The following is a 20,879-nucleotide window of genomic DNA, read 5'->3' as shown; positions in this document are numbered from 1 at the left end:
CGACTAGCCCCTGGCGTCGGCATTTGCTCTTTGCGGGGGGCAGAGCCATCGTTGTTATGGCTCACGTTGGGATTCGCCGTGATGTGTCGGGGGGAGGTCTGATGAAGCTTTCCCAGCTCTTTGCGCCCGTGCGGACGCCGCGATCCGCCCCTGCAGTACAGACGGTCGAAACGGTCGCGTCGACCGACGAATATGGCATGAGGCCGACGGACAGCGCGTTGGACCTTTTCGGGATCACACACCCGGGAAAAGTTCGCGCTGAAAACCAGGATCACTTTTTCGTCGGCACGGTGCACCCGGAAGTCCACGTGCACGGTACGAACCTCGTCCATGCCGACCGTCTGCCATTGCGCGGCCAGCGTTTGGCGACCGTGTTGCTCGTTGCCGACGGCGTCGGCGGTCAAACCGGCGGAGCCGCGGCGAGCCAGTTGGCGGCCGAAACGGTCACCGCGTACGTCTCATCGACGTTGCGCTGCTACCACGCGGCCGGCGCCACGGACGACAAGCTGTTCCTCGACGCGCTCCGCGCGGCGGCGACGAATGCCCACGAGACGGTGTCGGTCGAATCCGCGATTCGCGGCGACGGACGCATGGCGACGACGCTGACCTTCGGGATCGTGGTCTGGCCCTGGCTCTACGTGCTTCAAGTCGGCGACAGCCGCGCGTATTTCTGTTGCAACGGCACGATGCGCCAGATCACGCGCGACCAGACTGTCGCGCAAGATCTCGTCGATCAAGGCGTGCTGACGCCTGACAAGGCGGCCAAGTCGCCGTATACGCATGTGCTGTCGAGCGCCATCGGCGGATCCACCGCTGTCCCGGTCGTGACACGCATCGATGTGCGCGGCGACCGCCCGGTCGTACTGCTGTGCAGCGACGGTCTCACCAAGCACATCAGCGATCGCGAGATCGAACAGCACATACTCGGCCTCGAGTCGTCGGAGCAGCTCTGCCGCGCGTTGTTGGAGCTCGCGCTGGAACGCGGCGGATCGGACAACATTACCATCGTGGTCGGACGGGTCAGGACCTCGGCGCCGCCGACGTAAGCGTCACGCGGCGGCTGTCTCGAGCCGCATCGCCGGTGCGTGACCGTAGGTGAGTGTCCTCCAGAGCCACTCCATCGGTCCGAATCGGTAATGCTTGAGCCACCAGGTGCTCGCGGCCATTTGAATCGCGAACAGCACGACCGTGATCTCGAGCATGCCGGTGTAGCCCACGGTGCCGAACCACTTCAAGCCGAAGCTGTAGAACAGAAACGTGCTCACGACCGACTGCGTCAGGTACGTCGTGAGCGCCACGCGGCCGGTCGAGGCCAATGGAGCGAGGAGTCGCGCGCCTCGTCGCGTCTGGAATGCGAGCAGCAGCAGCGCCGCGTACGCGAGACCCATCGGAACCGTCGGGTCGAACGCGGTAGAAAGGAACCGGCGCCACTGGAGCATGACGGCGAGCGTCGTCTGCGGCGGACCGGAGGGTTGTGGGAGCACGTGTTCTCCGAGCCAGCCAACGGCGAAGCAGACGAGCGTGAGGCCAACGGTCCAGGCGAGGAAGCGGCGAGTCGTGCGGGGCTCGCTCACCACCCGTTGGAAGAATCCGGAACGCAGCGCCCAGACGCCGGCCAGAAAAAGCGCGAGAACGTAGAAATAGGTCGTGAGTCCCCAGCGCCCGAACCAGTCGGCGTCGTCCAAGAGTCGCTGATGGTGGATCTGCGCCAGGGATCCGTGGCCGTAAATCCAGTTCGCCGTCGCCGACGGCACGCGCGGAACCATGATGCGCTGGCCGGCGAGCCATCGAAGACGATTGATGATGTCACCGGCGAACAGATAGAGACCGACCGCCCACGCCAGCTGGCGTTTGGGCGCGATGTCTCGCAAGAGCAGCAGCGCGAACGAGACGAGCGCGTACTCCGTGAGAATGTCGCCGTGCCAGATGAGTGTCAGATGCACGAGGCCGATCGCCAGCAGCGCGGCCGATCGGCGCATGTACGTCTTCTGAATGCTCACTCCGCGTTGGCTCGCGCGGGCGAGTTGAATGCCGAAGCCGATGCCGAACAGAACGCACAGCAGTATGAAGAATCGGCTTTCGACGAAATTCTCTTGCACGAATCCGATCGCGCGATCGAGCGACGTCTTTTCGTCGGCAACGTCGTACCAGTCGTTGAGATTGGACCAGAGCACGCCGAACATGGCCCAACCGCGGAGCAGGTCGAGCCCGTGAATTCGCTCGCCGGGGGCGACCGGCTCGAGCGCGGTCGGCGCGGGCGGGGCGTAGACGCCGACCGGGGTGGGCGTACTGGTCGTCGACATCGTGCCTTTCTGTAAGTGCGAGTCAAAAACCTGCCGCACCCTGGGAGGCATTGCAAGAACGACCGGGCGGTCCACCTCATGGAATCCGAACGACTCGGCGCTTGATGGTGCGCGGCCCCGCTGGTAGCGTGCGTTTGCCATGTCTCCACGAGGATTCCGCTTGTCGATCAATCGCGGCGCTCGGCTCGTTCAGGCAGTCGCACTATCAGTGCTCTCCGTCGCACCGGTCTTCGCCGCCGGTGCGCAAGACACGACGGAGTCGTATCCGGCCCGCTGCGGCGCCGCCGGCCCGTCGATCGAGCGAGGCAAATACATCGCTCTGCCTCGAGGAGACGTCTTCTGTCCCCTCATCGCCGATCCCAAGGCCACGCGATCGTTCGTCGCCTACCAGCGAGGCGACGAGACCGACCTCGCGTCGAACATCGCCGCGATCGGAATCGCCGATCAGTTTCCGTTCTTCCGTCTCGGAGCGACTCGCAGCGGAAACGGCGTGCAACTCGGACTCGCGGGCGCGGTGTTCGCGCAGTTCTCGCTGGACAGCGCGTCGTATGATCTCCTCAACGCCGACTATCTGCTCGGCCTGCCGCTGACGTTTCGCGCGGGACCGCTATCGGGCCGCCTGCGCGTCTATCATCAGAGCTCTCACTTGGGGGACGAGTTCCTCCTGCGACCCAACCCGCCTACGCGACAAAACATCTCGTTCGAATCGTCGGAGGGACTGCTCTCCGTCGACATGTCGGCGTTGCGGGTCTATGGCGGCGGCGAGTATTTCATCCGGCGCGACCCGGTGGATCTGCCGGGGCACCTGCTGCACGGCGGCGCGGAGCTCCGTCCACGGGCCAACATCAATTTCGGTCCGCTCGCCGTTGCGCGGCTCGTGGCGGGCGTCGACGCCAAAGTCGTGAGCGACACGGCCACGCACACCGGGCTGTCAGTCCGGGCGGGATTCGAGTTCGCACGCCCGCACGACAGCGAAGCGCCGTCTCGCCGGTGGAGCATTCTCGCCGAGTATTACTACGGGCCTTCGCCGTACGGACAGTTTCAGCGAGACAAGGTCCGGTTCACCGGCGTCGGCCTGCACTTCACGCTCTAATCCGCGCTACCGGTACTCGTCCATCAACGCCGAGAGTTTGGCGCTGCCCGGGCACAGCTCGTCGTACGGCAACTCGATGAGCGGCGTCTTCGACGTTTTGGCGACGGCGTGCATGTCCGAGCCGGCTTCGTCGATGTAGAGAAGCCCCGTCACGACCTCGCCGCGGGTCAGGTGCTCGCGCACATGGGCGTAGGCGCCGTCGCGGCTTCGCGGATCGTACTCCTTGGCGACCTGCCGGAAGCGCACGACACTTCCGTCGTGCATCGTCACGCTCACTGCTTCCCCCCCCCCGCCAGCGCCGTTCGACGAGCCGGTGTCGGCCGTGATCTCTCGGCGCAGCGGCACGAAGTCCACCGGTGCCAGCTCGGCGTAGTGTTCGCGCGTGTAGCGGTAGCTCTTCGTCGACGAGTCGTGGTCGTTGAAGCTCACGCACGGCGAGATCACGTCGACCAGCGCGAACCCGTTGTGCTTCATCGCCGCTTTGAGGATCGGCGTGAGTTGCGCCTTGTCGCCCGAGAAGCTCCGCGCGACGAACGTCGCGCCCAGCGTGAGCGCCAGCAGCACCGGATCGATCGGCGGCTGAAGATTCGGCTCGCCCTTCTTCGACTTCGACCCCACGTCCGACGACGCCGAGAACTGTCCCTTGGTGAGGCCGTACACGCCGTTGTTCTCGAGGACGTACATCATGTTCACGTTCCGCCGAATCGCGTGGCACATCTGGCCGAGCCCGATCGACAACGAGTCGCCGTCGCCGGAGATGCCGACGTACGCGAGGTCGCGGTTCGCCGCGTTCGCGCCGGTCGCCAGCGCCGGCATGCGTCCGTGCACGCCGTTGAACCCGTGAGACTGTCTGAGGAAGTACGCCGTCGTCTTCGACGAGCAGCCGATGCCGCTCATCTTCGCCGCGCGATGGGGTGGAACCTCGAGCTCCCACAACGCTTGGATCAGCGCCGCGGTGATCGAGTCGTGTCCGCACCCGGCGCAGAGCGTCGACATCGCGCCTTCGTAGTCACGCTTCGTCAGCCCGAGTGAGTTCTTGGGGAGTGAAGGATGGCGGACCGCTGGTTTCGGGATCGAGGTCATTGAAAGCCGATTGGGTCAGACGCGAGCCGTTTCGCGGCGCGTCGGTTCAGGGGCGACGTGTTGCGCGTTCTTGCCGACGACGCCGGCGACCACTCGATCGGCGGTGAGCGGCAGCCCGCCGTAGTCGAGCACGGAGCTCATACTGTCGCGCGAAAGGCCGGTCTCGATCGCGAGCAGCGAGCGCAGTTGGCCGTCGCGATTCTGCTCGACGACGAAGCACTTCGGGTGCGCCTCGATGAACTCTTTCACGCCCGGCCCGAACGGGAACGCGCGGATGCGCATGTAGTCCACCGCGACTCCGTCGCGCGCCAACCGGTCCACGGCTTCGACGACCGCCGCGTGACAGCCGCCGATCGAGACGATGCCGACGTCCGTCCTCTTGCCGCTCGCGCGGATCTCCGGAGCCGGCACCGTTTTCGCCGCCGTCTCCATCTTCTTCACCAGCCGATCCACGACTTCCTGATACTCGGCGGCGTCTTCGGTGTAGGTGCCGAACTTCGTGTGCCCGGAGCCGCGCGTGAAGTATCCGCCGCGCGTCGACGCGCCGGGGATCGTCCGCGCCGCGATGCCGTCGCCGTCCACGTCGAGATACCGCGAGAATTTCTCGATCTTCTCCAACTCGGCCGGCCCGAGCACCTTGCCGCGGTCGGGGCGATAGCTGTCGTCCCAGTGGAAGCGCGGACACATCCAGTCGTTCATGCCGATGTCCAGGTCCGACACCACGAACACCGGCGTCTGGAACCGCTCGGCCAGGTCGAAGGCTTCGACGGCCATCGTGAAGCACTCCCCGGGATTGGCCGGGAAGAGCGCGATGTGCTTCGTGTCGCCGTGCGAGAGGTACGCGATCGACAGCAGGTCGCCCTGCTGCGTACGCGTCGGCATGCCGGTGGACGGGCCGGTGCGCTGAATGTCGAAGAAGACGCCGGGAATCTCGGTGTAGTACGCGAGGCCGACGAACTCGCTCATCAGCGAGATGCCTGGGCCGGCGGTGGAGGTGAACGAACGCGCGCCGGCCCAACCGGCGCCGATCACCATGCCGGCTGCCGCCAACTCGTCTTCGGCCTGAATCAGCGCGTACTTGCGCTCGCCCGTCGTCGGATCGACGCGGAAACGTTCGCAGTAGTCCTTGAAGGCTTCCATCAACGACGTGGACGGCGTGATCGGATACCAGGCGCCGACCGTCGCGCCGGCGAACACCGCGCCGAGCGCCCCGGCGGCGTTGCCGTCGATCAAAATGCTGTCCTTGGTCTTGTCCACGCCAAGCCGCTTGAGGTGAAACGGCAGCGGACACTCGTAGTTCGCCTTCGCGTAGTCGAAGCCGAGGCGGATCGCGCGGAAGTTGGCGTCGAGGAGCGCGCGCTTCTTGGCGAACTTCTCGCGCAGCATCTCGCCGACCACGTCCATGTCGAACTCGAGCAGCCCCGCCAGCGCGCCGACGTAGACGATGTTGCGGAGCAGCGTGCGGTTGCGGTCACCCTCGAAGTTCTCGACGCACAGCTTGCCGAAGGGAATGCCGAGGATGGTGATCCCTTCGCGAACCAGCTTGTCGTCGAGCGGCCACGACGAGTCGTACAGCAGGTAGCCGCCCTGGCGCACCGCCGCGACGTCCTTGGCGTACGTCTCCGGGTTGAGCGCGACGACGAGGTCGACGTGCTCGGGGCGTGCCGTGTATCCGTCCTCGCTGACCCGGATCTCGTACCAGGTCGGGAGTCCCTGAATGTTCGACGGGAACACGTTCTTGCCCGTGACCGGGATGCCCATGCGGAAAATGGCCTGCATCAGCAGGCCGTTCGCGCTGGCCGACCCCGTCCCGTTGACCGTGCCGATCTTGAACGCGAAATCGTTAATGGGCATATGGAATCAGAAGTTCGAACTTGCTCATGTCCCACGCGGCCGTCGGGCAGCGTTCGGCGCAGAGGCCGCAGTGGAGGCAGACGTCCTCGTCCTTCACCATGATTCTTTTCGTTTGCGGCAGGGGAGCCGACGTATACACGTCTTGCGACAGGTTCGTCGCCGGCGCCGACAGGTGCTGGCGGATGTCGTCGCCCGCCTCGTCCTGGGGAATGATGGTGAGGCAGTTCTCAGGACAAACGTCGATGCAGGCGTCGCACTCGATGCAGAGGCTCGCCGTGAAATTCGTCTGCACGTCGCAATTGAGGCAGCGCTGCACCTCGGCGGCCGTCTGCTCGGCGTTGAACCCGAGCTCGACTTCGACGCCGAGGCCCTTGAAGCGCGTCGCAAGATCCTCGTGCTTCATCTTCATCCGCTGCGCGGAGCTGTAGTCGTTGCTGTAGCTCCACGAGTGCATGCCGACCTTCGAGCTCACGAGGTTCATGCCGTCGGCCGGACGGTCGGCGAGCGACGTGCCCTGGCAGTGGTTGTTGATCGAGATCGCGGCTTGGTGTCCGTGCTCGACCGCCCAGATGATGTTCTCCGGTCCCCACGCCGCGTCGCCGCCGAAGAAGACGCCGGGCTTCGTCGACTGGAACGTCGAACGATCGACGACGGGCATCCCGTGCTTATCGAAGTCGAGACCGATGTCGCGCTCGATCCACGGGAACGCGTTCTCCTGGCCGATCGCGAGGATCACGTCGTCGCACGGCAAGGTCACCGTCTCGACGACCTCGCTCTTCTGCTTGCCGTTCTCCTCGGTCCAGCGGAGGACGTCCATCTCCATGCCGACGAGTTTCCCGTTCTCGACGACGAAGCGTTTCGGCGCGTGGTTCTCGACGATGTGGACGCCCTCTTCCTCGGCGTCCTCGAGCTCCCACGGCGACGCCTTGAAGTACTTGCGTCCGCGGCGCGCGATGACTTTTACGTCGGTGCCGCCGAGGCGACGCGACGTGCGGCAGCAATCCATCGCCGTGTTTCCGACGCCGATGATGAGCACGCGCTTGCCGATCTTCTCGATGTGTCCGAAGTGGGCGGACGCGAGCCACTCGATACCTATATGTATGTTGGCCGCGGCTTCCGCACGCCCCGGCAGATCGAGATTCTTGCCGTGCGGCGCGCCGCTCCCGACGAACACCGCGTCGAAACCCTGCGCGAGCAAGTCGCGCATGCTCGTCACGGGCGTGTTGTACCGGATGTCGACGCCCATGCCGAGGATGTAGCCGACCTCCTCGTCGAGCACGCTCGCCGGCAGGCGGAATGAAGGAATGTTGATCCGCATCAGGCCGCCCGGCTCGGCGATCTTCTCGAGGATCACGACCTCGTAGCCGAGCGGCATGAGATCGTTCGCGACGGTGAGGGACGCTGGCCCCGCGCCGATCAGCGCCACGCGCTTTCCGTTTTTCTTCGCCGGCGCCTTGGGCAGAAACTCACTGATGTCGTCGTCGCGAAGGTCGGCGGCGACTCGTTTCAACCGGCAGATCGCGACCGGCTTTCCATCGACTCGTCCGCGGCGGCAGGCCGGCTCGCACGGTCGGTCACACGTGCGCCCAAGGATGCCGGGAAAGACGTTGGATTGGCGATTGAGGAGGTACGACTCGGTGTATCGGCCCTGAGCGATCAGCCTGATGTATTCCGGCACGTTGGTGTGCGCCGGACAGGCGTACTGGCAATCCACAACCTTATGGTAGTACTGAGGATTGCCGACGTCCGTAGGCGGACGGGGAGGCGTCGACGGTGGGGAAGCGGTGGACACTCGGGGGAGGCTCTCCGGGAGGATAAAGGAATGATCGAGGAAGGGAGCCACCCGAGCAAGAGCCCGGGGCGTCTGCGGGTCTTAACGCGCGGCTTTGGCCGTCCTGCCCGGATTCAGCCGCTCCTTCAGGAACCGCCCGGTCCACGACTCCCGGGATTTCGCGACGTCCTCCGGTGTCCCGGTCACGACCACCTCGCCGCCCGCGTGGCCGCCAAGCGGGCCCAGGTCGACCACGTAGTCGGCCGTCTTGATCACGTCGAGGTGATGCTCGATGACGATCACCGTGTGTCCGGCGGCAACCAGTCGCTCCAACGAGCCAAGCAGACGAACGACATCCGCCAGGTGCAGACCGGTCGTCGGCTCGTCGAGGATGTACACGGTGTGCTTTGCCCGCTGAAGCCGGCTCAGCTCGGTCGCGATCTTGATGCGCTGCGCTTCGCCGCCGGAAAGCGTCGTCGCCGACTGGCCGAGTGTGAGGTAGCCGAGCCCGAGATCGCGGAGCACCGCGATCTTCTTGCCGATCACTGGCTCGTTCGCGAAGAAGTCGACGCCTTCCTCGACCGACATGTTCAAGACGTTGTCGATCGTCTTGCCGCGCAGCGTGACCTCGAGCGTCTCGGCGTTGAACCGCGCGCCCTTGCACGCGCCGCAGGTGACTTCGACGTCGGGCATGAAATACATCTGCGTCCTGATCGTGCCCTCGCCCTGACACTCCTCGCAGCGCCCGCCCTTCACGTTGAAGCTGAATCGCCCCGCCTTGTATCCCCGCTCGACGGACAGCGGTGCTTTGGTGAACAGATCGCGGATCGCGTCGTAGAATCCGATGTAGGTCGCGGGATTCGAGCGGCTGTTCCGGCCGATCGGCGTCTGATCGATGTTGACGGCCTTGCGCACGTCGTCCATGCCCTCGACCGAATCGTGCGCGCCGGGCAGCGTGCGCGAGTCGACGAGTCTTTTCCAAAGTGCCTTGAAGAGCACCTCGTTGATCAACGTGCTCTTTCCCGATCCCGATGCGCCCGTGATCGCCACGAGCACGCCGAGTGGAATCGCGACATCGACCGATTTGAGGTTGTTCTCGCGAGCACCGCGGACGACCAGTTGTTTACCGCTGCCGCGACGTCGTTCGTTTGGCGTTGAAATCGACCGCTTGCCGGAAAGAAACTGGCCCGTCGGCGATGCCTTGCATCGAAGAAGGTCCTCGAGCGAACCTTGCACGACGACCTCGCCGCCGTGCACGCCCGGTCCCGGTCCCATTTCCACCAGATGATCCGCGGCGCGGATCGTGTCCTCGTCGTGCTCGACGACGATGACCGTGTTGCCGATGTCGCGGAGACGCTCGAGCGTCGCGATCATCTTCACGTTGTCTTTGGGATGCAACCCGATACTCGGCTCGTCGAGCACATAGAGCATTCCCATCAGCCCGGAGCCGATTTGCGTCGACAGGCGGATGCGCTGCGACTCGCCGCCCGAGAGCGTCGAGGAGCGTCGGTTGAAGTTGAGATAGTCGAGGCCGATGCCGAGGAGGAGCTCGAGCCGGTTCGTGATCTCGCGGATCACCTGACGCCCGGCGTCGGCGCCGCGGCCGGCCGGCTTGAGTCCGCGCAAAAAAGCGTGCAGCTCGTCGAAATGGAGCTGCCCCACCTCGAATAGCGTCTTGCCGCCGATCGTGAACAGCAAGCGCGAACCACGCAACCGCGAACCGTGACAGTCGGGACAGACATGCTCGACCATCACCCGGTCGAGCCACGCTTCCATTCCGGAGCTGGCTTCGCCGCGTTGGCGATATCGCCGGTAATGTCGCTCGATACGCCGCGCGATCCCCTGGAATCCGACGTCCTTGCCCTCCCACTCGGCGCGCTTGTCCTTGGCGCCGGGCGGAAAAAGCAGCGGAAATTTCGTGTCGACGCCATACAGAATCGCGTTGCGCGCCGAGTCGGCGAGCTTCTCCCACGGCGTCTCCAGCGAAAACCCAACGGACTTTGACAGACTATAGACGAGGCGCCCGTCCCAGTTGTCCGCGTTGTATCGAAAGGCGTCGCGCACGAAGCATCCGCCGATGATGCTGCGCGTCGGATCGGGAACGAGCAGCTCGGGGTGCGTGAGCTTGTGGACGCCTAATCCGCCGCACGTACGGCAGGCACTCTCGGGATCGTTGAAGACGAAGTAGGCCGGGCCGATGTCCCCGAACAGAATGTGGTGCTTGGCGCTCGTCGCCGTCTTGTAGAATCGGTCGGCTTCCGTTTTGGACGCGCCCTTGGCGACCTCGATTCGCATCAAGCCGTCGCCGACGAGGAGCGTCGCGAGCACGCCGGCCTTGATCGCCTTTTCGTTTTGGCGCCGCACGACGAACCGGTCGACGATCGCGTCCATCTCCTTCACCTTCGATTCGTCGAGCTCGAGGTCCTCGGAGAGGTCCACGGTCTTGCCGTCGACGACCAGACGACGCACACCCTTCTTCCGCAGCTCGGTGAACACGAAGTCGAGCTCTTCGCCGTAGACCTTGAAGACGGGCGCGCGGAGCTCGACTTCCGCGCCGTCAGGCAGCCCCAGAATCGCCTCGACGATCTGCGTCGACGTTCGGGTCGGCGCGACCTCGCCGCACCGCGGACAGCGGGCCTCGCCGATCGTGGCGTAGAGCAGGTTCAGATAGCTCGCGATGTCCGTCATGGTGCCGACGGTGCTGCGAGGATTGCTCGCGATCGTTTTTTGCTCGATCGAGATCACGGGCGACAACCCGAACACGAAGTCGACGTCCGGCTTGGCGACTTGCGCCACGAACCGCTTCGCGAAGCTCGACAACGACTCCATGTACCGACGCTGTCCTTCGGCGTAGATCGTGTCGAACGCGAGACTCGACTTTCCGGAGCCCGACAGCCCCGTCACGACGACGAGTTTGTCGCGCGGGATCTCGAGCGAAATGTTCTTGAGGTTGTGAACGCGCGCCCCTTGGACCGCGACGGTCGTCCGCGCGGATGGCTTGGCGCTGTCGTTCCCGGGCTTTCGCGTGCGAGACGGCATCGCTACCCGTTGGATGCGTAGAAGAATGCCAATTCCTGCACCTCGATGTTGCTGCGGTGCGTGAGCTTCACGGGCACGGACGCCTTCGTGATGAGCCCGCGGTCGGCGAGATACTCGCACACGCCCGTGACCTGATGCGAGCCGTAGTTCCGGGCGAAGTGGTCTTCGATCTCCGTCGCCGATCGCGCTTCGCCGACGTCGCGAAGATGCTCGATGACCAGGCCGAACACCGTTTCGGTTCGCTCGGCGAGGTACACGTCGATCGTATCGAGCGCGGTGGAGACTGTCTTGACCGTCTTGCGCGCGTTCAGGAGATCGTGATAGACGGTCGTGAAGAACGACGGATTGAGTTGCATCGCTTGCGGGATCACCTCCCGATCCGCGAGCAGGCCCGCGCCGATCACCTCGATGCGGGCGAGCGGCGTCGCCGCGTACAGGATCCAGAGCGCGGTGTAGTCGAGGTCCTTGCGCGTCACGTACCACTTCCGCGCTTTGTAAAAGGGCGGCAACGCCGCCGTGCCCGCGTTCAGCAACTGGATTCGGCGGTCGCGCTCACCCATCGACAGCAACCGCTCCCAGAGCGGCGGAATGCTTTCGTCGTGGGCGTAAAGGAGGCGTCCTTTCGCGAGGAGGGAATGCATGAACGAGTTGGCGACCGTGCCCTCGACGATGCGGCGGAACTCCGTTCGCGACATCACGAAGGCGTGCGTGTTCACGCCGTCCGCATAGAGGCTGACGCCCCGCTCGTCGTTCTTCCGGTCGTCGATCGTGACCAGCGCGAGGTCGATGTCGGACTTCTCCCATACTGTATCGTGGGACAGGCTGCCGCAGAGAATCGCCGCGAGCACCGTCCTGTCGCGCTTGATCTGATCGACGAGGTTGTCCAGCGCGGCCGAGAATCGGCCCGGTACTGTCGCGTGGGTCATGTAAAGATTCTAGCGCTGGGGCTCAGTGGGCGAAAAGATCACGGCCCACTCACGACCAGGGGTGGGTCACCTCTATTATTCCGACGTCATCCTCGTCTCCTCTTGGCCGACTCCGCCTGTCGGCCAACCGAACACACGCCTCATTCCCCCTTGGCTACCGCACTCGAACGCCTCGAAGCCAGCCTTTCTTCTCTCGCCGAACACCGCTCCCTCACAAATGCATTCATCTACGCCGACGCGCAGGGCGCGCGGGCGGCGGCTCGGGCGGCGGATGAGGAGCGCCAGCATGGAGTCGATCGAGGGCCGCTGCATGGAATGCCGATCTCGGTCAAAGACCTGATCGACATCGCCGGCCAACTGACGACGGCTGCATCGAACGTTCGAAAGGGACATCTCGCGACTCGAGACGCCACGGTCATCCAGCGGCTTCGCGAGGCGGGCGCCGTCATCCTCGGCAAAACCAACTTGCACGAGTTCGCTCTCGGCACGACGAGCGAGGAATCGGCGTTCGGTCCCGTGCACAACCCGCGCGATCCGACGCGGTCCGCCGGCGGATCGAGCGGCGGTTCTGCCGCGGCCGTCGCGACCGGCATGGGCCAGGCGTCGATCGGCACCGACACGGGGGGCTCGATTCGAATTCCGGCGGCGGCGTGCGGCGTCGTCGGCCTCAAGCCGTCGCTCGGCGAAGTGCCGACGGACGGCGTCGTGCCGCTGTGCCCGTCGTTCGATCACGTCGGCCCGATCACGCGGTCCGTCGAGGACGCGGCCGCGCTGTGGTCGATTCTCGCGGCGCGTCCCCTGCCGAGGCTCGCCGCGGCGAGGCATTCTCCGATCATGCTCGGCGCGCTCGCCGGCTACTTCACCGCGTTGTTGGATGGCGACGTGCGACGAGCGTTCGATGCATCGCTCACGCGCCTGCGCTCGTCGGGCGTGACGATCGAGTCGCGGACGGTGCAGGGAAGCGAGCGGATCATCGATACGTACATCAACATCTCGTTGCCTGAGGCCGCCCACTATCACGCGCCGACGCTCGACTCGCGCGCGAGCGATTACCAGCCGCCGGTGCGAGAACGGCTCCTCAAAGGACGCACGATCCCGGCGGTGGACTATCTCGTGGCCCGGGACGGCCGCGAGGTGCTGCGCCGCGCGGTCGACGCGGCGCTCGAGCGCTGCGACGCGTTGGTGCTTCCGACACTGCCCATCGTCGCGCCGAAGCTCGGCGCCGCCGAGGCGACGATGGACAACGGCCAGTCACTCCCCGTTCGCGCCGCGATGCTGCGCCTCACGCAATTGTTCAACATCACCGGGCATCCGGCGATCTCGTTGCCGATTGGCACGTCCGGCCTACCCGTCGGGCTGCAGCTGGTCGGCCGTCGGGATCGAACGGAGGAGCTGCTCGTGGTCGCCGACCAGGTGGCGCGCGTCATCGGATGAACGTCTTTCTGGCCCAGCCGACCTCCGCCGCATGACGACCCATGCGAGTCGCGAAGCGCTAGTTTCCTGGGCCGGTCCAACACTCGGAGCGACCAATGGCGGACGAAGATCTCAAGGCGGAGTTGGAACGACTCCGGCGCGAAAACGAGGCGCTGAAAAAAGGCGCCACGCGCGCCGTGTCGATCAAAGTGAGTGAGAAGGGCGGTGTGTCCGTGTACGGCCTCGGACGCTTCCCGATCACCCTCTACCAAGAGCAATGGCTCAAGCTGCTCGACATGTCCGACGAGCTTCGCGAGTTCATCGCGGCCCACAAATCCGAGCTCAAGGCCAAGCCTTGAGGCCGACGCGGATCCTCTCCTAGCTCACGGGAAGAGCGGCGGCGGAATTCGCTTCTTGGTCGCCTGCTCGAACGCGTACGCGAGCTCGATCAACTTCGGCTCGCTGCACGCGGTCCCCGTGAAGCTGACGTTGAACGGCGCCGGTTTCGGCTCGAATCCCGCCGGGAAGGCGAACTGACCCTGGCCGGCTGGCACCGGAATGAACGCGAACGGCACCGTCACGGTCGGGTAGCCCGGGCGCGCGCCGATGTTCGCGCTGCTCACGCCCGGAAAGAGCAGGGCGTCGAGCTGATGCGCCTTGAGCGCGGCGTCGATGCCGTTGGTCGCCGAAAGCAGAATGTCCTTGCGGCGATCCGCCTCGTAGCGCGCGCGGTCCGCGTTCACGTCCATCTCGTCGGAGATGTCGAGCTGCGCCTGTCCGTACTTGATCGAGCCCGCGCGCTGGTGCGTGATGTTCCACTCGCGCAGTTCGGTGAGCGACTTGACCGGAGCCTTTGAACCGAGTGATTGAAGCCATGTATTGAAGTCGCGTTTCATGCCGTACTTGAACGCGATCGTGCAGTCGGCGTCGCGCCCCTTGGACTGGTCGCCGCTGCACGGGTTCCAGTTGAGAATGTTGTTCGCCGGGTCCGTGGCGACCACGCTCGGGATGTCGGCGGGATCGACGACGATGGCGCCGTGGGCCTTGAGCGCGGCGATCGCGTCGTCCATCGCCTTGCGTTGGGCCGGGTTCAACCCGCCGCGCGGTCTCGTCGCGCCGGCAGCCGTGCTGTCGTAGAAGAAGGCGCGCGGGATGCCGATGCGCGCTCCTTTGAGACCATTGGCGTTCAGAAATTTCGTATAGTCACGCCCCGCCGGCGGCGGACACTTGCTCGTCGCCGGATCGTTCGGATCCGGAGACGCGCTTTCCATTGCACCGAGGAAGATCGCGGCGTCCGAGACCGAGCGAGCCATCGGGCCGGGGGTGTCCTGGTCGCCGGTGATCGGGATGACGCCGTAGCGGCTCACGCGCCCCACCGTCGGCTTGATGCCGACCAGCATGTTTTGATTCGACGGGCTCAAGATCGATCCCGACGTCTCCGTGCCGACGTTCGCCATCCAGAAGCTCACGTTCGTACCCGCGCCGCTCGACGACCCGCCGGTCGTGAGCACGGGACGTCCGTCGAAGAACGCGTCGCGCGGGTCGCGGCGCGGATCCCACGGATTCATCCCGTAACCATTGAGGCCGTTGTAGTTGCCGGGCATCGCGGCGGCGACCCAGTTCGCGAGCTCGGTGAGCTGCGTCTTGGCGATGATGATCGCGCCCGCGCCCTCGAGGTTTTTCGTGAGCGTCGCCTCATATGGAGGCACGAGGTCGGCGAAGGCGAGCGCACCGCCCGTCGTCGGCATGTCCGTCGTGTGGATGTTGTCCTTGAGCGCGACCGGGATCCCGTGCATCGGCCCGAGGATCCGACCCTGCGCTCGCAGGCGGTCGAGCGAATCCGCAATCGCGATCGCTCGCGGATTCACCGTGATCACCGCGTGCAGCTTGTCTTCGTATTTCGCGATCCGCGTCAGGTACTGCACGACGATGTCGTGCGACGTCGTGCGGTGCTGCTCCAGCGCGGCGCGCATGTCGGCGATGCTCGCTTCGACGACGGAGAACGGCGCGGCCGCCTTGCTGGCCTGCGCGTGAGCGGCAACGGGCGAACCAATGGCGATGGCGACCAGAGCCAGACAAACGGAAGGAGACATGTGGAGGGGGCGTGGGTCCCTGGAAGGTGAACCAAACCAGCCTTGCCGTCCACCGTGTGGCCTGTGACAAGGCGAGACTAACTCGACACCGGTAACGCCGATTGGGCACAGCAATGCCGCAGATCGAAGACCAAACAATCTGCGGGCTTGTAGTTCAAAATCTGCGTCATCTGCGTTGAATTTTCTTCGTATCAATCAGTCGCCAAACCTTGGGCTCGGGGCCAAAATGCAATAACAGGCCTAACTCGACACGCGTCGCGCGCAAATAGTTCACCAACTGACGCCGCGCGAAGGGCGGGATCGTCTCGGTGGCTTTGATTTCTACGATCAGCCTGTGGTTGATCAGCATGTCGATGCGTTGCTTGGCTACCAGTTCTTGTTTGTACATGACGTCGATCCACACCTCGCGCTCGACCGTGAAGCCTCGCCATTCGAGCTCGCGGGCAAGTGCCGACGCGTACACCGTCTCGAGGAGCCCGTATCCGAGGTGCGTGTAGACCTCGTAGAATCCGCCGATGATTTCATGCGTTCGCTCGTGGCCGATCGGTCTTCTTGCTGCCATCCGCAAGAATGGCCGTTGGTGACCAGCGCCCGATCATCGTTCCTTTCGCGTGCGTGTCATTCGCTCGCAAAGCAGGCGCGTGCCGTGAAGCGCGCGAGGCGCGTGCGCCGCTTCACCGCGCGACACCCGCCCAAATCACAATTGTTGGTCAAGAATATTTACACGATCGCCCGCATCAAGCCGGCGAAAACACGCGGCGAACGCGTCGCGAAAGCAAAAACTCTGCTATTCGCCCGAAATCAATCGCCTCCGATCTGATTTAACCGACCGAATCATGAGTTTGAGCATTTTTTGATGCAAAATGTCACTCGGTACCTACCCTTTCGATCGACTAACATTTTTGCCGTACCGTAATCGGGAGTGCCGCATGCGCTTCGCAATCGCCAGTACGGCAGCGGTGTTGTGTCTCGCCGCCGGCTGCCGAGACGACAATCGGCAAAGCTCACCCCTCGTCACCGCGGCGCCTCAGCCGACGTTGACGATGCGGACGCTCCCCGCGGGAGCGTCCACTATCTGTATCGCGAACGTCCGCCGGCGCGACCAACTGCTGGCCAACCCGCAAACCGCCGCGACGTCGCGGCAGGTCACCGCGCTTGGCGCGCTGATCGACGACGTGTGTAACTAACAAGCCGTTCTCTCAACCTCACCCGAGAGAGCAATGCGCAACCATCTCGCGGCCGCCGCACTCGCGGCGGGGCTGGCGCTGCCTGTGTTCGCGCGCCCGCTCCACGGCCAGAAAGCCCTCGTCTATTGCCCCGTCGGCGTCGATGCCACCGGGTGCGACCGGATCGTCTCGGCACTTCAGCCGAAGTTCGCCGGCGGCGTCGATCGCGGATACGACGGGTCGAATGGAACGTTGGATCTGAAGTCCATCGACCTCGATCACTATTCCGTGTTCGTCGTGCCGTCGCTCGCCGACGATGGCGACAAGCAGCCGTACGCCGCGCTGCGCGCGGTGGCGGCGCGGCTCCATCTGGCGATCAATGGTCGTGTCGCCGTCTACTCCGGCGCTCCGGACCAGGGGAATCTGAATCGCGCCGATAAGGACGCGCTCATTCAGAATCTCGCGACCTGGGCCGCAGAGGGACACACGCGCGGGACGAGTCTCGTGGGCATGGTGGCGCTGCTCGATCTTTCCACGAACCCGGCGGATCGCTACTCGTGGGTCCGCTCTGTGTCGCTCGCCGACGTCTCGGCCGATGCGGAGCTGCAGAGCTTCGGCGACGTGACGCCGATCTCGAGCCGGAATGGAGACGTGCTGCCGTCGGGATCGACGCATCGTTTCGCCAACATGGCTTCATATGGTCTCCATGTCGGCGGCCGCGCGGCCGCCCGTACTGACGTGGGCGCGATCGGCGGTCTGACCGCCGCCGGCGGCCAGGGCGTGCTTGTACTGTACTCGAACGCAGATCGCCGAAACTCAGGCGGCGCGTCGCTCGACCTTTCGGCGGGAGGCGCTGCGTCGGGTCCGACGCTGACGACCGACCGACCGGACTATCTCCCGGGCGACACGGTGCTCTTCTCGGGCGCCGCGTGGGCGCCGTCCGATACGGTGACGATCACGGTGCACGAAGATCCCCAGTGGTCGAACCCCGACCGAACGGTGGTCGCCGTCGTCGATGCGAATGGGAATCTGCGAAGCCACGATTTCGTCGTTCAGCCGCGCGATTTCGGCGTGACCTTCACGGCGACCGCGGTTGGCAATCCGTCCGGTCTCGTCGCACAGGTCACGTTCACGGACGGAACGATCGCGACCGTCATCAACACTGCGGTCCTCAACACCTCTTCGGCAGCGGGCCAATGCGGCACGACGACGCCCGCGACGTTCCTCGTGAACCACGAGTATTGCGGGCAAACGACCGTCCAAGACATCACGGGGACGGGCGGCACGACGCTGTTCATGCGCTGGGTGCGCCCAGGTGGCGGCTTCGGCTCGATTGCTTGCTCGACCAGCGTTCCCGTCCTGGCCGGCAACACCTACGGCGCCAAGTGTATTCCCGACTTTCCGAGCACCTCGACTGCCGACTGGACCTTCCAGGTCAGCGCCCAATCGACCTTCAATCCGGTTCTGGCGTCCGTCTCGGTTCACGTCGTCTCCAACACCGCGCCGGTCGCGAACAACGACTCATATGGTACGCTGGAAGACGCCGGCCTGACCGTCGCGGCGCCTGGCATCCTCGGCAACGACACGGACGCGGAGAACAATCCGCTGACCGCGGTCCTCGTCAGTGGTCCGGCGCATGGCACGCTCACGCTCAGCGCGAACGGTGCGTTTACCTATACGCCGGTCGCCAACTACAGCGGGGCGGACAGCTTTACGTACAAAGCGAACGACGGCACCGCCAACTCGGGCGCGGCCGCGACGGTGAACATCACCGTCAACGCGGTCAACGACGCGCCGAGCTTCACCAAGGGCTCGGATCAGGCGGTGCTCGAGGACGCGGGAGCGCAGTCGATCAGCAACTGGGCGACGGCGATCAGCGCGGGTCCGGCCGACGAGGCCGGCCAAACGCTGACGTTCGTCGTGACCGGCAACTCGAATCCTGGTCTGTTCTCCGCTGCGCCGGTGGTAAACGCGAACGGCGCGCTGACGTATACGCCGGCCGCCAACGCAAACGGGTCGGCCACGATCACCCTCAAGCTTACCGACAACGGCGGCACCGCGAACGGCGGCGTCGACGCGAGCGGCGAGCAGACCTTCGCCATCAACGTCACAGCGGTGAACGACGCGCCGAGCTTCACGAAGGGCTCCGACCAAACCGTGTTCGAGAACGCGGCTGCGCAGACGGTTTCGAGCTGGGCGACCGCCATCAGCGCGGGACCGTCCGATGAATCCGGACAGACGCTCACGTTCGTCGTCTCGAATGGCAACAACGCGCTCTTCTCGGCGCAGCCGTCGATCGACGCGACCGGCAAGTTGACCTTCACCCCCGCGCCGGACGCATTCGGTACGGCGACGGTGACCGTGCAGCTCCATGACAACGGTGGAACGGCGAACGGCGGTGTGGACGCGAGCGCGGCACAGACGTTCACGATCACGATCACGCCGATCAACCACGCCCCTAGCTTCACGAAGGGCGCCAACCAGGTCGTTCTGGAAGACGCGGGCGCTCAGAGCGTGAACGGCTGGGCGACCGGCATCAGCGCCGGACCGCCGAATGAGTCGGCGCAAGCGCTCGACTTCGTCGTCACGAACGACAACAACGCCCTGTTCTCCTCACAGCCGGCGGTCGACGCGACCGGCAAGCTGACCTACGCGCCCGCGGCGAACGCCAACGGCTCGGCGACGGTGACGATCAAGCTCCACGACAACGGAGGAACGGTGAACGGCGGCGTCGACACGAGCCCCGTGCAGACGTTCACGATCGCCGTTACGCCGGTGAACGACGCGCCAATGTTCACCCTCGTCGCGAGCAACACCTCGGCGGAGGACGCCGGAGCGCAAACGGTGAACGGCGCGTTGACCAACGCGAGCGCCGGCCCGAACGAAGGCGGCCAAAAGCTCACGCTCACGGTCACGAACAACAACAACTCGCTGTTCACCGTTCAGCCGTCGATCGATCTGGCGACGGGACGACTGACGTACACGTCGGCTCCGAATGCGAATGGCACCGCGACCGTGACGGTCAAGCTGCAAGACGATGGCGGCACGGCCAACGGCGGCGTCGATCAGACCACGAAGACGTTCGTCATCACCGTGACGCCAGTGGACGACGCGCCGGTCATCACGAGCTTCTACGGCCCCGTTCAACCGATCGCGCTCGGCGCCTCGATTTCGGTGACCGGTGCGTTCAGCGACGTCGACCTCGGCGACACTCCGCCGGACTCTCACGTCGGCACGATCGACTGGGGTGACGGCACGACGAGCTCACTGTCGATCGCCGCGGGCTCGGGTGTGTCCCGCAGCTTCAGCGGATCGCACACGTACGCGGTAGCGGGCGTCTACACGATCACCGCGCACATCAGAGACGCCGGCGGGCTGGCCGGCGACGCCACCTGCAAGTACCCCGTCGTGGTTTTCGATTCGAATGGGGGATTCGTGACCGGCGGCGGCTGGATCAACACACCCACCGGCAAGGCGGCCTTCGGCCTCGTGTCGAAGTACACCAAGGGGCAGGCGACGCCGGGAGGCGACACCGAGTTCCAGGGCCCGGGCTTCAACTTCAAATCGACCTCCTGCGACTGGCTCGTGACCTCCGGGGGGGGCGCGAAGGCGATGTACCAGGGCTCGGGCACGATCAACGGGACGGGCAATTACGGCTTCATGGTCACCGTCATCGACGGCTCGCTCGCCGCGAAGCACTCGGACATGCTCCGCATCAGGATCTGGGACAAGTCGAGTGGAGCGGTCGTTTACGACAACCAACCAGGGGCCGCCGACGCCGCGGATCCCACGAATGCGACGGGGGGCGGAAGCATTCGGATCCACAACAATTAACGCCGGAATTTGGCGTCACGCCCGAGCGGAAGGCCCGGTTGATCGAGATGCGTTGAACGCGGATGACGCGGATCTGAACGACAATGCCGCGGTGAAGACTTCAGTTTTCACCTGCGGCATCGTCGTTTCTGCTTGTGTCATCTGCGTTTGAGCGGTGCCGGGACCAATTCGAAGCTGGCGCTCCGCGAAGAACCGGCAATGCCGGTTAGCCGTGTTGCGTCGCCGCGACGAGGTGGTAGAGAAATCTCTACATCCGCGCTGGATCTATCGTCTCCGATTGGAATTAAATGCTCAGAAAGGCTAC

At 64.9% G+C, this 20,879-nt stretch carries 14 protein-coding genes; 6 read left to right on the top strand and 8 right to left on the bottom strand.

The window, feature by feature from the left end; all coding sequences use genetic code 11:
• Positions 1-101: 101 nt before the first annotated feature.
• Positions 102-1,046 (top strand): protein phosphatase 2C domain-containing protein, encoded by a 945-nt coding sequence (locus VGQ44_15995; protein HEV8448331.1) that lies wholly within the window; start codon positions 102-104, stop codon positions 1,044-1,046.
• Positions 1,047-1,049: 3 nt separating this feature from the next.
• On the opposite strand, the gene VGQ44_15990 is transcribed toward VGQ44_15995, so the two are convergent.
• A complete protein-coding gene (locus tag VGQ44_15990) occupies positions 1,050-2,303 on the bottom strand; it encodes a DUF418 domain-containing protein (GenBank protein ID HEV8448330.1) in 1,254 nt (417 codons plus the stop codon).
• 160 nt (positions 2,304-2,463) lie between these two features.
• On the opposite strand from VGQ44_15990, the gene VGQ44_15985 reads away from it, so the two are divergent.
• Positions 2,464-3,396, top strand: a complete 933-nt coding sequence (locus tag VGQ44_15985) for a DUF1207 domain-containing protein (protein ID HEV8448329.1) — start codon at positions 2,464-2,466, stop codon at positions 3,394-3,396.
• Between the two features lie 6 nt (positions 3,397-3,402).
• Here VGQ44_15985 and VGQ44_15980 read toward each other — a convergent pair whose 3' ends face one another.
• The 5 genes from VGQ44_15980 to VGQ44_15960 all read right to left on the bottom strand — a co-directional run bounded on the left by VGQ44_15980 (position 3,403) and on the right by VGQ44_15960 (position 12,069).
• Positions 3,403-4,479 (bottom strand): 2-oxoacid:ferredoxin oxidoreductase subunit beta, encoded by a 1,077-nt coding sequence (locus VGQ44_15980; protein HEV8448328.1) that lies wholly within the window; start codon positions 4,477-4,479, stop codon positions 3,403-3,405.
• A gap of 15 nt (positions 4,480-4,494) precedes the next feature.
• On the bottom strand, positions 4,495-6,333 hold the full coding sequence (locus VGQ44_15975) for a 2-oxoacid:acceptor oxidoreductase subunit alpha (GenBank protein ID HEV8448327.1): 1,839 nt from the start codon (positions 6,331-6,333) through the stop codon (positions 4,495-4,497).
• Positions 6,323-8,125 carry an FAD-dependent oxidoreductase gene (locus tag VGQ44_15970; protein HEV8448326.1) on the bottom strand — a complete coding sequence of 601 codons (1,803 nt, stop codon included), beginning with the start codon at positions 8,123-8,125 and terminating at the stop codon, positions 6,323-6,325. Before VGQ44_15970 ends, VGQ44_15975 begins: the two co-directional genes overlap by 11 nt.
• 81 nt (positions 8,126-8,206) lie before the next feature.
• Positions 8,207-11,143 (bottom strand): excinuclease ABC subunit UvrA, encoded by a 2,937-nt coding sequence (uvrA, locus tag VGQ44_15965; GenBank protein HEV8448325.1) that lies wholly within the window; start codon positions 11,141-11,143, stop codon positions 8,207-8,209.
• A 2-nt stretch (positions 11,144-11,145) separates the two neighbouring features.
• Positions 11,146-12,069 carry a nucleotidyltransferase domain-containing protein gene (locus tag VGQ44_15960; protein ID HEV8448324.1) on the bottom strand — a complete coding sequence of 308 codons (924 nt, stop codon included), beginning with the start codon at positions 12,067-12,069 and terminating at the stop codon, positions 11,146-11,148.
• Positions 12,070-12,219: 150 nt separating this feature from the next.
• On the opposite strand from VGQ44_15960, the gene VGQ44_15955 reads away from it, so the two are divergent.
• A complete protein-coding gene (locus tag VGQ44_15955; protein HEV8448323.1) occupies positions 12,220-13,503 on the top strand; it encodes an amidase in 1,284 nt (427 codons plus the stop codon).
• 95 nt (positions 13,504-13,598) lie between these two features.
• Positions 13,599-13,841 (top strand): hypothetical protein, encoded by a 243-nt coding sequence (locus tag VGQ44_15950; protein ID HEV8448322.1) that lies wholly within the window; start codon positions 13,599-13,601, stop codon positions 13,839-13,841.
• A 24-nt stretch (positions 13,842-13,865) separates the two neighbouring features.
• Here VGQ44_15950 and VGQ44_15945 read toward each other — a convergent pair whose 3' ends face one another.
• Both VGQ44_15945 and VGQ44_15940 read right to left on the bottom strand, forming a co-directional pair.
• Complete coding sequence (locus VGQ44_15945; protein ID HEV8448321.1) at positions 13,866-15,575, bottom strand: amidase family protein; 1,710 nt, start codon at positions 15,573-15,575, stop codon at positions 13,866-13,868.
• Positions 15,576-15,741: 166 nt separating this feature from the next.
• On the bottom strand, positions 15,742-16,137 hold the full coding sequence (locus VGQ44_15940; GenBank protein HEV8448320.1) for a GxxExxY protein: 396 nt from the start codon (positions 16,135-16,137) through the stop codon (positions 15,742-15,744).
• A 367-nt stretch (positions 16,138-16,504) separates the two neighbouring features.
• Between VGQ44_15940 and VGQ44_15935 the strand changes: the two genes are divergently transcribed.
• Both VGQ44_15935 and VGQ44_15930 read left to right on the top strand, forming a co-directional pair.
• Complete coding sequence (locus VGQ44_15935; protein HEV8448319.1) at positions 16,505-16,762, top strand: hypothetical protein; 258 nt, start codon at positions 16,505-16,507, stop codon at positions 16,760-16,762.
• Between the two features lie 33 nt (positions 16,763-16,795).
• Complete coding sequence (locus VGQ44_15930) at positions 16,796-20,575, top strand: Ig-like domain-containing protein (protein HEV8448318.1); 3,780 nt, start codon at positions 16,796-16,798, stop codon at positions 20,573-20,575.
• Positions 20,576-20,879: the final 304 nt, after the last annotated feature.

Source organism: Gemmatimonadaceae bacterium (genome assembly GCA_036003045.1).
Lineage (GTDB): Bacteria > Gemmatimonadota > Gemmatimonadetes > Gemmatimonadales > Gemmatimonadaceae > JAQBQB01.
Note: the sequence above shows the minus strand (reverse complement) of the source record. Positions and strands in the feature narration are given on the sequence as shown.

What these genes read in the sequence shown, in the direction of transcription:
- VGQ44_15995 (HEV8448331.1), top strand. Translation starts at nt 102, where the DNA reads ATGAAGCTTTCCCAGCTCTTTGCGCCCGTGCGGACGCCGCGATCCGCC.
- VGQ44_15990 (HEV8448330.1), bottom strand. Translation starts at nt 2,303, where the DNA reads ATGTCGACGACCAGTACGCCCACCCCGGTCGGCGTCTACGCCCCGCCC.
- VGQ44_15980 (HEV8448328.1), bottom strand. Translation starts at nt 4,479, where the DNA reads ATGACCTCGATCCCGAAACCAGCGGTCCGCCATCCTTCACTCCCCAAG.
- VGQ44_15975 (HEV8448327.1), bottom strand. Translation starts at nt 6,333, where the DNA reads ATGCCCATTAACGATTTCGCGTTCAAGATCGGCACGGTCAACGGGACG.
- uvrA (HEV8448325.1), bottom strand. Translation starts at nt 11,143, where the DNA reads ATGCCGTCTCGCACGCGAAAGCCCGGGAACGACAGCGCCAAGCCATCC.
- VGQ44_15960 (HEV8448324.1), bottom strand. Translation starts at nt 12,069, where the DNA reads ATGACCCACGCGACAGTACCGGGCCGATTCTCGGCCGCGCTGGACAAC.
- VGQ44_15950 (HEV8448322.1), top strand. Translation starts at nt 13,599, where the DNA reads ATGGCGGACGAAGATCTCAAGGCGGAGTTGGAACGACTCCGGCGCGAA.
- VGQ44_15945 (HEV8448321.1), bottom strand. Translation starts at nt 15,575, where the DNA reads ATGTCTCCTTCCGTTTGTCTGGCTCTGGTCGCCATCGCCATTGGTTCG.
- VGQ44_15940 (HEV8448320.1), bottom strand. Translation starts at nt 16,137, where the DNA reads ATGGCAGCAAGAAGACCGATCGGCCACGAGCGAACGCATGAAATCATC.
- VGQ44_15935 (HEV8448319.1), top strand. Translation starts at nt 16,505, where the DNA reads ATGCGCTTCGCAATCGCCAGTACGGCAGCGGTGTTGTGTCTCGCCGCC.
- VGQ44_15930 (HEV8448318.1), top strand. Translation starts at nt 16,796, where the DNA reads ATGCGCAACCATCTCGCGGCCGCCGCACTCGCGGCGGGGCTGGCGCTG.